This is a genomic window from Agromyces intestinalis, assembly GCF_008365295.1.
In the GTDB taxonomy this organism is placed as follows: Bacteria; Actinomycetota; Actinomycetes; order Actinomycetales; family Microbacteriaceae; genus Agromyces; species Agromyces intestinalis.
The window spans coordinates 2,964,511-2,976,632 of sequence record NZ_CP043505.1 but is presented as its reverse complement, the minus strand read 5'-3'; the positions used below and the strand labels follow the sequence as shown (position 1 = coordinate 2,976,632).

General features: G+C 72.2%; 11 protein-coding genes, 1 tRNA gene and 1 pseudogene. 6 read left to right on the top strand and 7 right to left on the bottom strand.

Annotation, left to right across the window (positions count from 1 at the left end):
• Positions 1-17 precede the first annotated feature (17 nt).
• Positions 18-89, bottom strand: a tRNA-Arg gene (locus FLP10_RS13530).
• 87 nt (positions 90-176) lie between these two features.
• On the opposite strand from FLP10_RS13530, the gene FLP10_RS13525 reads away from it, so the two are divergent.
• Positions 177-1,199 (top strand): lactonase family protein, encoded by a 1,023-nt coding sequence (locus tag FLP10_RS13525; protein WP_149161347.1) that lies wholly within the window; start codon positions 177-179, stop codon positions 1,197-1,199.
• A 104-nt stretch (positions 1,200-1,303) separates the two neighbouring features.
• On the opposite strand, the gene FLP10_RS13520 is transcribed toward FLP10_RS13525, so the two are convergent.
• From FLP10_RS13520 to FLP10_RS13505, 4 genes are all read right to left on the bottom strand, one after another.
• On the bottom strand, positions 1,304-2,635 hold the full coding sequence (locus FLP10_RS13520) for a CHAP domain-containing protein (RefSeq protein WP_149161346.1): 1,332 nt from the start codon (positions 2,633-2,635) through the stop codon (positions 1,304-1,306).
• Between the two features lie 129 nt (positions 2,636-2,764).
• Positions 2,765-3,259 carry an HNH endonuclease gene (locus FLP10_RS13515; protein ID WP_149161345.1) on the bottom strand — a complete coding sequence of 165 codons (495 nt, stop codon included), beginning with the start codon at positions 3,257-3,259 and terminating at the stop codon, positions 2,765-2,767.
• A 371-nt stretch (positions 3,260-3,630) separates the two neighbouring features.
• On the bottom strand, positions 3,631-4,398 hold the full coding sequence (locus FLP10_RS13510; protein WP_246150027.1) for a C40 family peptidase: 768 nt from the start codon (positions 4,396-4,398) through the stop codon (positions 3,631-3,633).
• 417 nt (positions 4,399-4,815) lie between these two features.
• Entirely contained in the window at positions 4,816-5,508 is a 693-nt protein-coding gene (locus FLP10_RS13505) for an iron-dependent transcriptional repressor DtxR (RefSeq protein ID WP_149161344.1), read from the bottom strand.
• Between the two features lie 91 nt (positions 5,509-5,599).
• Between FLP10_RS13505 and serC the strand changes: the two genes are divergently transcribed.
• Both serC and FLP10_RS17860 read left to right on the top strand, forming a co-directional pair.
• Positions 5,600-6,715 carry a phosphoserine transaminase gene (serC, locus tag FLP10_RS13500; RefSeq protein WP_149161343.1) on the top strand — a complete coding sequence of 372 codons (1,116 nt, stop codon included), beginning with the start codon at positions 5,600-5,602 and terminating at the stop codon, positions 6,713-6,715.
• A gap of 4 nt (positions 6,716-6,719) precedes the next feature.
• Positions 6,720-6,938: pseudogene (locus FLP10_RS17860) on the top strand (DUF2530 domain-containing protein); the annotation flags it as partial.
• 17 nt (positions 6,939-6,955) lie between these two features.
• Here FLP10_RS17860 and FLP10_RS13490 read toward each other — a convergent pair.
• Both FLP10_RS13490 and FLP10_RS13485 read right to left on the bottom strand, forming a co-directional pair.
• Positions 6,956-7,750 (bottom strand): DUF3027 domain-containing protein, encoded by a 795-nt coding sequence (locus FLP10_RS13490; RefSeq protein WP_149161341.1) that lies wholly within the window; start codon positions 7,748-7,750, stop codon positions 6,956-6,958.
• Positions 7,743-8,123 (bottom strand): cold-shock protein, encoded by a 381-nt coding sequence (locus FLP10_RS13485; RefSeq protein WP_149161340.1) that lies wholly within the window; start codon positions 8,121-8,123, stop codon positions 7,743-7,745. The genes FLP10_RS13490 and FLP10_RS13485 overlap by 8 nt, the downstream gene beginning before the upstream one ends.
• Positions 8,124-8,227: 104 nt before the next feature.
• Between FLP10_RS13485 and FLP10_RS13480 the strand changes: the two genes are divergently transcribed.
• The 3 genes from FLP10_RS13480 (at position 8,228) to FLP10_RS13470 (ending at position 12,111) form a co-directional block, all read left to right on the top strand.
• Entirely contained in the window at positions 8,228-8,500 is a 273-nt protein-coding gene (locus FLP10_RS13480; RefSeq protein WP_149161339.1) for a multidrug ABC transporter ATPase, read from the top strand.
• 39 nt (positions 8,501-8,539) lie between these two features.
• Positions 8,540-10,381: a helicase-associated domain-containing protein gene (locus tag FLP10_RS13475; protein ID WP_149161338.1), complete on the top strand. Its 1,842-nt coding sequence runs from the start codon at positions 8,540-8,542 to the stop codon at positions 10,379-10,381.
• Positions 10,382-10,464: 83 nt separating this feature from the next.
• Positions 10,465-12,111 (top strand): DNA repair helicase XPB, encoded by a 1,647-nt coding sequence (locus tag FLP10_RS13470; protein ID WP_149161337.1) that lies wholly within the window; start codon positions 10,465-10,467, stop codon positions 12,109-12,111.
• Positions 12,112-12,122: the final 11 nt, after the last annotated feature.

Sequence of the window (12,122 nt, the reverse complement as noted above, 5' to 3'; positions counted from 1 at the left end):
CGAGCAGCATCCCTCAGTGCCCCTGGAGGGACTCGAACCCCCAACCTGCTCCTTAGGACGGAGTTGCTCTTCCATTGAGCTACAGAGGCTGACCGGTCGAGTCTAGTCGACCGACCGAGCGACGCGGAGTGCCCGGTAGGGTGGCACGCGGCGAGCGGCGCCGGGGAGAGGAACACATGAGCGGCACGAGGTTCTGGATCGGCGCGTCGACGGTCGGCGCTCTGGGGTCGGCCGCACGCGGCGTGCGCCCGCTCGAGGTCGCCGACGACGGCTCGGCCGTGCTCGGCGAGCCGATCGACGTCGGGCCGAACCCGATGTTCCTCGCGCAGCGGGGCGACATCGTCGCGATCGTGCACGAACTCGCCGACGGACTCGTCTCGACCTGGCGGGCAGGCGACGAGACGCTCGCGCCGCTGGCCGCGCCGGCGCCGACCGGTGCGGCCGACCCGTGCCATGTCGCGTTCGACGCGACCGGGGCGTTCGTGCTCGCCGCGAACTACTCGGGCAGCCGCGTCTCGGCGCACCGGGTCGGCGACGACGCCGACGCCGCGCTCGTCTCGGCGATCGACTTCACGGGCCATGGCCCGCGCGCCGACCGCCAGGAGGCCCCGCACCCCCACCAGGTCGTGCTCGACCCCGCCCGCGACCGCGTCCTCGTGCCCGATCTCGGTGCCGATCGCGTGCGCGTCCTCCGGCTCGACGCCGACGGGCGACTCGGGCACGAGGCATCCGCCGACCTGCTGCTGCACCCCGGTGCCGGCCCCCGCCACCTCGTCGTCGTCGACGACGTCGCGATCGTGGCCAACGAGCTCGATCGCACGGTGAGCGTCGTCGACCTCGCCTCGGGCATCGAGGTCGCCACCGCACCGCTCGGGCCGGATGTCACGCCTCGCGGCCTCGGAGCATCGACGATCCGGATGACGCGGGGCGGCGTCGTGCTCGTCGGCGACCGCGATCTCGACGGCGTGCAGGCGCTGCGCTACGAGGCATCCGATCGCTCGCTGATGCACATCGGTTCGCTCGCGACCGGCGGCCGCCACCCGCGCGACCTCGAACTCACCGCCGATGAACGCCATCTCGTGGTCGCCGACCAGGGATCCGACTCGCTCGCAATCCTCGCGCTCGACGCGACCGGGGTGCCCGAGCGGGTGGTCGCGACTCTGCCGACCGAGGCACCGGCCTGCGTGCTGCGCGCCTGAGCGCGCTCGCGTCGCGTCCGCACCTCCGCAGTGCGCGGCCGCGGCGCGCGAACCCGGCGGGGCGCGAGCTGCGCGGGGGCGCAGTGCCCGCGCGCGACAGGGGTCTAGGCCGGCGGATAGAGGTACAGCGCGGATCCCGCCGGGATCGTCCGCACGTGGTAGGAGTGGTCGCTGTTCTGGTTGTACTCCTCGATGGTGACCGTGCCGTCGCCGTTCACGGCCTGCACGTACGCCACATGGTTGTACGGGAACCACGCGACCGCACCGACGATCGGCTCGCTGCTGGTCTGACGACCGCGCGACACCCACTCGTCGGCCCACGCGTACGCGCTGCCCGAGGCGAGGTTCGACCAGTCCCACTTCCACGGCGCCGAGGTGACGCCTTGGTCGCGGTTCATGCGCCACGCGACGAAGTCGACGCACTCGCGGAAGTAGTACCGCAGCGGCGAGAGCCCCCCGCCGAAATCGTCGGGCGTCTGGTCCCACCAGGGGTAGTCATCCCCCTCGGCCTGCTGGGCCGGGGTGTAGTACGCGCCGGCGTGGTTCGCGACGCTCGCCGCCCACGCGGCGCGATCGGCGGCCTCCTGCTCGGCGGCGACCCGGTCGATCTCGGCCTTCGTCGTCACGTCGTACGCATCGGTCGAGACGGCCGCTTCGCTCGCGAGGGCCGACACGTCGAGCGCCTGCGCACCCGCCAGCGTGGTGCGGAAGAAGCTCGACGGCCCTCCCTCGCCGGTGCCCGGCACGAACGCATACGCCGGCAGCGCGACGGTGCCGACGATCGCGGGCACCACGAGCACGGTCGCGAACACCCTCGCCGGGCCGTTGCGACGGCGGCGCTCGGCGACCGGACGAGCGGTTGCGGCCCGGCCGGCGGGCGGAGCGGAAGCGGCGGGGCGAGCGGATGCCCCCGGCGCGACAGGTGCCGCGGACCTGGTCGACGGGGCGGCCTGCGGCGGCCGCGAGGCATCCCCCCGACGCGTCTCGGCGCGCGAGGCGACCGACGGAGCCGCGACCGACGGGGCCGGAGCCGTCGCCGCGACCGACGGGGCCGCGACCGACGGGGCCGGAGCCGTCGCCGCGCCGACGACCGGCGCCCTGCGCGACGATCGCGATGCCTCCGCACGCCTGGCTTCGGCCCGCGACCCGGGCACCCCCGACTGCGGGACACGGGAGGCCATCGCGGTGGCGGACTGCGGCATGAGGTTCAACGGCGGTGCCGGCTGCTGCGCGGCACTCTGCGGCGCGGCACTCGGCTGCGGCGCGAAGGGCACCGGCGGCGGAGTGGTGCGCAGGTCGCGTCGGGCGGGGTGGCCGCCGGGCGTCGACACGGTGAAACCGGCGGGCGCGGACGCCTCGGCACGGTATCCCGACGACTCGGCGCGGCGCAGATCACGCCTCGACGGCTGGGGGCCGCCGATGTCGTCACCGCTCAAGAGCTGCACCTCCGGGGGAACAGCCGCGTCGCGGTGCAGCACGACGCGGGGGCTCGATACTCGTCTCGAAGCGGGACTCGGTGCTTCGAACTCGTCCAACCCTAGAGCACGGGCGCCGTGATGTCACGATCACGCGGCCTGCAGGTACTCACCCCATTGCGGCATGGGCCGCTCGAACCCGCGGACGACCCAGTCGTTCCCGCGCGGCATCTGCGGGGTGAATCGCAGCTCCCATCCCATCTCGGCCGGCGTGTGGTCGCCCTTCGCGTTGTTGCAGCGCAAGCAGCACGCGACGAGGTTCTCCCACGTGTCGCGGCCGCCGCGCGAGCGCGGCAGCACGTGGTCGATCGTCGCGGCCGACTTGCCGCAGTACGCGCACCGGTGCTCGTCCCGCCGCAGTACGCCGCGTCGGCTCACCGGAATGTGATGCACGCGCGGCGGTCTCACGTAGCGGGTGAGCACGATGACGCTCGGGCGGTCCCACGGGCCGCTGGCGCCGAGAACGGGGTGGTCCTCGTCGCAGACGATCACGGTGGCCTTCTGATGCATCACGAGCAGGAGCGCCCGCTTGAACGAGACGACGGCGAGCGGTTCATAGCCCGCGTTCAGCACGAGTGTGCGCACGGAGTGCCTTTCGATCGGTGCTGGATGGCTTCCAGCCGCGTGAACAGGTCACGATCCGAGCGGATCGGGGTGCGGATGTCGCGACACGCGCCGAGGGTGCGAACACCCGCGGAGACGAAGAACGGGCACCGTCCAGTGGACAGTGCCCGTCGGCATGGTGGTCGCGGCCTCCGCGAGGCTGACTGCTGCGGCGCTGATGGAAGAGCGCGCGCGCATCCGTGGAATGGATGCCTCGCACTCGGATCATCGCCCGCCTCCCCGGATGGCTCGGGATCGTCGAGGTACAGGCTAGACCGGAAACGGCGTGCCGGTTCCCCCCGGCACGCCGTTCCCTGTGCGCAGTCACGCGATGTTCACATCCGCGTCGCCGCTCAGACGCCGATGCGTACGATGCGGTAGTCGCTCGTCCAGATCGGCTGGACGCGCACCGACGCACCCTCGTACGGCGCGTGCAGGATCATGCCGCCGCCGGCGTAGAAGCCGTCGTGACCCGACATGATCACGAGGTCGCCGGGCACCGCGTCCGCCTCGGAGATCGTGCTTCCTGCGTCGCCCTGGCCCGACGATGAGTGCGGCAGCGAGATGCCGAACTGCGCGAAGACGTACATCACGAAGCCCGAACAGTCGAAGCCGGCGGGAGTCGCGCCGCCGTAGACGTACGGTGTGCCGATGTACTGGGTGGCGACGTTGTACACGGCGCCGAGGTCGTAGGACGGGTACGGCGGGTTCGCGAGGAAGTCGCTCACCGAGGGGCCGCTGTACCCCGCGGCGTAGGAGGCCATCTGCGCTTCGGCGGCCTGACGGGCTGCCTCGGCGGCCGCCGCTGCCTCGGCGGCGGCGGCCTCGCGAATCTGCTCGCCGGTCGTCGTGTCGAGGCCGTCGGTGGTCACCGGCGCGGCGATCACGTCGGCGGCGACGTCGACGGACTGCGGATTCGCTTTGGTGAGTCGGGCCTCGGCGGATTCGGCGAACTGCGGCCCCTCGGTGCCGGGCACGAACGCGTACGCGGGCAGGGCCAGCGTGCCGACGATGCCGGCCGAGATCGCCATCACGGCGACGTTCGCGACGCCGCCACGGCGCAGTCGCCGGGTCGATGCCAGCGGTGCCGGCGAGGGCGCGGCGCGGCGACCGCTGGTCACGGCCGCGCCGAGGTCGGCCGTCGCCGCCCGCGCGTCGTCCCGGACTTCAGCCGGAGCGAGCGGGATGTGGGGAGTGGTTCGAGTCTTCGCGGCCTTCGTGGTCGATCGGAGCGATCGCCTGGGGCCGGTGCCGCTGATGCGGCGCCAGGGGGAACGAGCCAAAAGAAGGTACCTCCGTCGCCCGCGGCCCTCGGGCCGGCCCACCTGGCTCGCCTTGCGGCGCTTCACGGGTTTCCAGATCGAGCGGTGGAACCAGGGGCGTCTCGACCTCGGCCCGCCGACTGGCTTCTGCCGACGAACTCGAACGAGGATACGTGACGACCCCTCGAATGTCACATCCGGATAACGGAACGGTCTCGATTCGGGACGTTCGGCCCCCGTGCACCCCGCGGCGAACGCGAGGCGGCGGGCGACGGATCAGTCGCCGATGAAGAGGTGCCCGGCGACCTCGGCCGGCAGCTCGAGGCCGCCCTCGACGCCCTCGACCGAGACCCTGACGTAGGCGCCCGCGGGCGTGAACTCGGCCGTCGCCCCTGGCACGATGCCCGCCTCTTTGAGCTGGGCGAGCAACTCGGGGTCGAACTGAACGGGCTCGGCGAGCCGGCGCACGACGCCGCGGACGGGCTGGTCGGTGGTCGACAGCGTGTCGAGCACGTTGCGCACGCCGTGCAGGAAGCGCTCGGCAGGCGGCAGCCCAAGCTCTTCGAGGCCCGGGATGGGGTTGCCGTACGGCGACTCGGTCGGCCCGCCGAGGAGTTCGACGAGGCGGCGCTCGACCTGCTCGCTCATCACATGCTCCCAGCGGCATGCCTCGTCGTGCACGTACTCCCACTCGAGGCCGATGACGTCGGCGAGCAGGCGCTCGGCGAGCCGGTGCTTGCGCATGACGTGCACGGCCTTGCTGCGCCCGGCGGGCGTGAGCTCGAGGTGACGGTCGTCGGAGACGACGACCAGGCCGTCGCGTTCCATGCGGGCGACGGTCTGCGACACGGTGGGCCCGGAGTGCCCCAGCCGCTCGGAGATGCGCGCGCGCAGCGGCACGATGCCTTCCTCCTCGAGGTCGAGGATGGTACGCAGATACATCTCGGTCGTGTCGATGAGATCGGTCACGCCACCCCTCCGTTCGTCGCCCGACCAGCCTACCCGTGATCCGGAGGCCATCGGGCGAGCCGCCCGGTCGTCGCTCGCTAGAATCGTGCGCATGCCGAGCCTCGTCATTCCCAGCGATCTCCTGCCCGCCGACGGACGATTCGGCTGCGGCCCGTCGAAGGTCCGGCCCGCGCAGCTCGCCCACCTCGCCGAGGTCGGCCCGAGCCTGCTCGGCACCTCGCATCGGCAGGCCCCGGTCAAGCAGCTCGTAGGCCGCGTGCGCGAGGGCCTCGCCGATCTGTTCGCACTGCCCGACGGCTACGAAGTGGTGCTCGGCAACGGCGGCTCGACCGCGTTCTGGGACATGGCCGCATTCGGTCTCATCGAGCGGCGCGCCCAGCTGTGCGCGTTCGGCGAGTTCGGCTCGAAGTTCGCCGCGGCGGCGAAGGCCCCGTGGCTCGAGGCTCCCGACGTGCGCACCGCCGACGCCGGCACCCGCAGCGACCCCGAGGCGGTCGCCGGCGTCGACGTCTACGCCTGGCCGCACAACGAGACCTCGACCGGCGTCATGGCTCCGGTTCGCCGGGTCGCGGGCGACGACGGCGCGCTCACCGTGATCGACGCCACCAGCGCCGCGGGGGGCGTCGCCGTCGATGCCGCCGAGTTCGACGCGTACTACTTCGCACCGCAGAAGAACTTCGCCTCCGACGGCGGGCTGTGGTTCGCGCTGCTCTCGCCCACGGCGATCGAGCGCGTCGCCCGCGTCGCGGCGAGCGAGCGGTACATCCCCGAGTTCTTGTCGCTGCAGAACGCGGTCGACAACTCCCGCCTGAACCAGACCCTGAACACGCCGGCGCTCGCGACCCTGCTGCTCATGGAGAGCCAGCTCGAGTGGATGAACGCCGAGGGTGGGCTCGGCTGGGCCGACGCCCGCACGCGTGAGAGCTCCTCGGTGCTCTACGACTGGGCCGAGGCGTCGACGGTCGCCACCCCGTTCGTCGCCGATCCCGCCCATCGCTCGCAGGTGGTCGTGACGATCGATTTCGACGCGTCGGTCGACGCGGCCGCGATCGCCAAGGTGCTGCGCGAGAACGGCATCGTCGACACCGAGCCCTATCGCAAGCTCGGTCGCAACCAGCTGCGGGTCGCCACGTTCGCGGCGATCGAACCCGATGACGTGCGCGCACTGACCGCATCGATCGACTACGTGCTCGAGCGGATCGGCTGAACGCGTGCGCCTCTGGCTCAGCGAGCGCGAGCGCCGGCCCGATCCGGCTCCCGCGCGGGCCGACGCGCGCAAGGCGCTGCTGGTCGGCACCGTGCTGTGGGCGATCGCGTTGGTCGCCTCGCTGGCATTCGCCGACGCCCTCGACTCCGCGGGGCTCGGCTGGGTGAGCACGGCCTGCTGGATCGCGCTCGCCCTCGGCCTCGTCGGGCTGGTGGTCGTGCAGGTGCTGCGGCGACGAGGTCAGTCGCCGGATGCCTCGGATGCCTCGGATGCCTCAGGCTCGTCGGATGCCTCGGGCTCAGTGCCGTCGGATGCCTCAGGCTCGCCGGATGCCTCGGGCTCGTCGGATGCCTCGGGCTCGGTGCCCTCGGACTGAACCGTCTCGTCGTCGTCCGACCCGTCGGCCTCGACCTCGAGCGGCTCGCCGACCTCGAACGGATCGTCGGACTCGTCGAGCACGTCGATGTCGATGCCGTCGAACTCGTGGGCGTCGTCGTCACCGTACTCGGCGTCGTCGTCGCCGTCGTCATCGAGGTCGTCGCCCTCGTCGGCATCGGCCGGGTCGGAGCCCTCGTCCAGATCGGCGTCGTCGAGATCGGCGTCGTCGAGATCGGCGTCGTCGCCCGACGTCGACGCCTCGGCGGCGACGACCTGGGCGGCGCGGTACTCGGCGAGGCGTTCGGACCACGGCACCCACTCGGGCGCGAGGAGCGCCCGGTCGCCCGGCATCAGCTCGGTCTCGAGCACGGTCGGCTCTGCGCCCTCGACCCGCGCGAGCGTCACGCTCCAGTGCCAACCGGGGTAGCCCGACAGATCGGCCGCGAAATGCAGGGTCAGCACGTGCTCGCCTTCGACGACGTGGCCGATCACCGAACCGACCGACTCGGGCGCGGTCACCTCGAGCAGCGCGCGCTGCGCGAGGGCCACCGACGCGAGCAGCACGTCGTCGGCCACCGGCGCGGCGGCCGGTTCCTCGACGATCGGCGCCTCGACCTCACGCTCGTCGATCGCGATGGACTCCTCGGGCTCAGGCATCCAGTTCGTCCGCCACCTTGCGCAGCAGCGCCGCGATCTGTCGGCCGCGCGCCTTGTCGGGGTAGCGGCCGCGGCGCAGGTCGGTGCCGGCCGCGTCGAGCCACTTCACCAGGTCTTCGACGACGACGGCCATGTCGTCGGCCGATCGGCGGTTGATCTTGCTGAGGCTCACGGGCGCCTCGAGCACCCGCACCGAGAGGGCCTGGGCGCCGCGCTTGCCGTCGGCGATGCCGAACTCGAGCCTCGTGCCGCTGCGCACCGTGGCTCCGGCGGGCAGCGCGGACGCGTGAAGGAAGACCTCCTGGCCGTCATCGGTGCTGATGAAGCCGAATCCCTTCTCCTCGTCGTAGAACTTGACCCTGCCGGTGGGCATCGTATGGAACCTCGCTCGTCGTTTCGGGGCACGCCGGATCGCACCGCCCTGCCCTCCAGTCTACGGTGGGCGCCGGGCGCCCGCCCTGTCCTATCCTTAGTGTTGTGTCCTCCCAGAGCCCCGTCGCCGAACACCGCACCGAGCGCATCCTCGCGTACATGGTCGCGGGCACCGTCGGCGTCTCGATCGTCGCGTTCTTCGCCGTCATGATCGGCACCCTCGCGAACGCGAACACGACGGGTTGGATCCAAGAGGGCATCTGGCCGTTCGTGGTGATGCTGCCCTGGTTCGGTCTGCCGCTCGGGTTCCTGCTGCTCATCGCACTCCTCATCGTGAACGGCGTCCGTCGCGGGCGCGAATCACGAGGATCGGCCTGACGGCCGACCATGCTCGAGCTCGCCGCCAGGCTCCGCGCGATGTCGCGCGACACCCTTGCGGCTGCGCTGGCAGCACGTGAGTTCGACCGGTCGGGCATCGACGACCTGTTCGACCTGGCCGACGCGCTCACCACGCCCGATTCGCTCGACCACGCCATCGCCCGACTCGACCGGCCGCACCTCGCCCTGCTCGCCGTCGCCGCGACGCTCGCCCAGGGCGAGTCGCCGATGACGACCGGCGCCATCTCCGACGAACTGCGGCGGCTCGAGGCATCCGCTCGGCTCGTCGAACGCGCCGACGCACTCGTTGCCGACCTCGCCGGGCTGCTCCTGCTGGTCCTCGACGACGACGGCGGCGTGCAGGTGCCGGGCGCCGTCGTGCAACGGGTCGTGCCCCGCCTCGGCGCCGACCTGCCCGAGCCCGCCGCGCTCGTGGCGCCCGCACCGCCCGTGCTCGAGGCGGTCGACGCCGTCGACCGCACGCTGCTCGCGCGTCGCGCCGCCGAGGCCGCGTATGCGACGATCGCCGCGACCGCCGAGCTCATCGCCGCGCTCGGGCTCCAGCCCGCGCGCGAACTCGCCAAGGGCGGACTCTCGCTCCCCGACTCCAAACGCATCGCCGAGGCGACGGGGCTGCCGCTCGACGAGGTGCCCGCGCTCGCCCGCCGGGCGACCGAGGCCGGTCTCATCACCCGCGAGGGCGCGTACTGGTACGAGTCCGAGCAGGGTGCCGCGTGGGTGCTCGGCGACGCCGCGAGCCGGTGGCGGCTTCTCGCCCAGTGCTGGCGCGACCGCATCCCCGCGCCGCTGCGCGAGCTCGTGGCGCGACGCACCGGAAGCCTGTCGGCGGCGGCGCTGCGCGATGACGTCGCGTGGTTCTATCCCGCTGGCGGCCCCTGGCTCGACGAGGGGCTGCGCCGGCTCGCCGACGAGGCTGACGCGCTCGGCCTCGCGGTCTCGCGCGAGCCCGTCGAGAGCGCCCGGCTGGTCCTGGCCGGAGACCTCGAGCGCGCCGCCGCCGAGCTCGCAGCGCATTTCCCGAAGCAGGTCGACCGCGTCTACCTGCAGCACGATCTGTCGGTCGTCTCCCCCGGGCCGCTCGAACCCGCACTCGACGCCCGCCTGCGCGGCTTCGCCGACGTCGAGGGTCGCGATCTCGCCTCGAGCTATCGCGTGAGCGCGGCATCCGTGAACCGCGGGCTCGCGGCGGGCGAATCGGCCGAGTCGATCCGCTCCTTCCTCCAGTCGATCTCGCTCACCGGCGTGCCGCAGCCGCTCGAGTACCTGGTCACCGAGGCCGCGCGCCGGTTCGGAGCGGTGCGGGTCGCGGCCGCCGACCCCTCGGATGCCCCCGCCAAGGCGGCGGTGCGCTCCGACGACCCTGCGCTCATCGGCCAGCTCGAGGTCGACCAGTCGCTCACGCCCGTCGCGCTGCGACGTTCGGGCGAGCACCGCCTGCTGTCGAGGTTTCCGCCCGACGTCGTGTTCTGGGCCCTCTCCGACGCGAAGTACCCGGTCGCCGCCGAGGACGCGAGCGGGCGGATCCTGCGGCTCAGCCGCCACCGCCTCGCCGCTGCACCCCCGCAACCGTCGGCGCCCGGCGACCCGATCGGCGAGCTGCTCGACCGGATCCTCGTCGCCACCGAGGATCCCGGCACCGAGCAGGCCTGGCTCGCTCGCCAACTCGAGGCGGCGGCCCGCTCGAAGGAGACGCTGACGGTCACCGTGCGCATGCCCGGCGGTCAGACGGCCGACTACCTCCTCGCGCCGGCGAGCGTGGCGAACGGCCGGCTCCGCGCACGCGACCGGAAGGCCGACATCGAGCGCACACTGCCGTTGTCGGCGATCGCCGCGGTGGGTCCGGCGCCCGCTGGCGCCTGAGCGCGCTGCGCGGCATCCCCTGGCCCCATCCCCTCTGGCCCCAGCGGCCGTGCTCCCATCGAACGGGCGTAGACTGGTCGGCTATGTCAGACGGCCCCCTCATCGTGCAGAGCGATCGCACCGTGCTCCTCGAGGTCGCGAACCCGCTCGCCGAGGATGCGCGCCACGACCTCGCGATCTTCGCCGAGCTCGAACGCGCACCCGAGCACATCCACACGTACCGCATCACCCGCCTCGGGTTGTGGAACGCCCGCGCCGCGGGCCATACCGCGGAAGACATGCTCGGCACGCTCGAGAAGTACGCGAAGTTCCCGGTGCCCCAGACCGTCGCCGTCGACATGCGCGAAACCGTCGCCCGCTACGGCCGGCTCGTGATCGACCGCACCGACGACGGTGCGCTGCGCCTGCAGAGCTCCGACATCGCGGTGCTCACCGAGGTGTCGGGCGCGAAGCGCATCGCCCCCCTGCTCGGCGAGCGCATCGACGACGAGAGCTTCCTGGTCGCCCCGTGGGCGCGGGGCGCCCTCAAGCAGGAACTGGTGAAGCTCGGCTGGCCCGCCGAAGACCTCGCCGGCTACACCCCCGGAACTCCGCACGAGATCGACCTCGACGAGACGGGCTGGCACCTGCGCGACTACCAGCAGAAGGCCGTCGACAACTTCTTCGACGGCGGGTCGGGCGTGGTCGTACTGCCGTGCGGCGCGGGCAAGACCCTCGTCGGCGCCGGCGCCATGGCGACCGCGAAGACCACGACGCTCATCCTCGTGACCAATACCGTGTCGGCCCGCCAGTGGCGCGACGAACTGCTGCGCCGCACCTCGCTCACCGAGGAGGAGATCGGCGAGTACTCGGGCCAGGTGAAGGAGATCAGGCCCGTCACGATTGCGACGTACCAGATCCTCACCGCGAAGCGGAAGGGCGAGTACGCGCATCTGTCGCTGCTCGACGCGCTCGACTGGGGCCTCATCGTGTACGACGAGGTGCACCTGCTGCCGGCGCCCGTGTTCAAGCTCACCGCCGAGCTGCAGGCGCGCCGCCGCCTCGGCCTCACCGCGACGCTCGTGCGCGAGGACGGCCGTGAGGGCGACGTGTTCTCGCTCATCGGCCCCAAGCGATTCGACGCCCCGTGGAAGGAGATCGAGGCGCAGGGCTTCATCTCGCCCGCCGCCTGCTACGAGGTGCGCATCGACCTGCCGCAGTCCGAGCGGCTGCAGTACGCGGCATCCGCCGACGACGAGCGCTACCGGCTCGCGGCGACCGCACCCGCGAAGCTCGACGTCGTGCGCCAGCTCGTGGCGCGCCACGAGGGCGAGCGCATCCTCGTGATCGGCCAGTACCTCGACCAGATCGACGAGCTCGCCGAGGCCCTCGACGCGCCGCAGCTCACCGGCTCGACGCCCGTCGACGAGCGTGAGCGGCTCTACCAGGAGTTCCGCGACGGCCGCACGAAGGTGCTGGTCGTCTCGAAGGTCGCGAACTTCTCGGTCGACTTGCCCGAGGCGACCGTGGCGATCCAGGTGTCGGGCTCGTTCGGCTCTCGACAGGAGGAGGCGCAGCGCCTCGGACGCCTGCTGCGCCCCAAGGAGTCGGGCCTGTCGGCGAACTTCTACACGCTCGTCGCACGCGACACGGTCGACCAGGACTTCGCGCAGAACCGGCAGCGGTTCCTCGCCGAGCAGGGTTACTCGTACACGATCCTCGACGCGCACACACTCGACGCGGCGGCCTGAGCGCTTCCCGG

Bases quoted from the DNA above. Each gene is read 5' to 3' on its own strand.
- FLP10_RS13475 (WP_149161338.1), top strand. From the start codon at position 8,540: ATGTCGCGCGACACCCTTGCGGCTGCGCTGGCAGCACGTGAGTTCGAC.
- serC (WP_149161343.1), top strand. From the start codon at position 5,600: ATGCCGAGCCTCGTCATTCCCAGCGATCTCCTGCCCGCCGACGGACGA.
- FLP10_RS13490 (WP_149161341.1), bottom strand. From the start codon at position 7,750: ATGCCTGAGCCCGAGGAGTCCATCGCGATCGACGAGCGTGAGGTCGAG.
- FLP10_RS13485 (WP_149161340.1), bottom strand. From the start codon at position 8,123: ATGCCCACCGGCAGGGTCAAGTTCTACGACGAGGAGAAGGGATTCGGC.
- FLP10_RS13525 (WP_149161347.1), top strand. From the start codon at position 177: ATGAGCGGCACGAGGTTCTGGATCGGCGCGTCGACGGTCGGCGCTCTG.
- FLP10_RS13470 (WP_149161337.1), top strand. From the start codon at position 10,465: ATGTCAGACGGCCCCCTCATCGTGCAGAGCGATCGCACCGTGCTCCTC.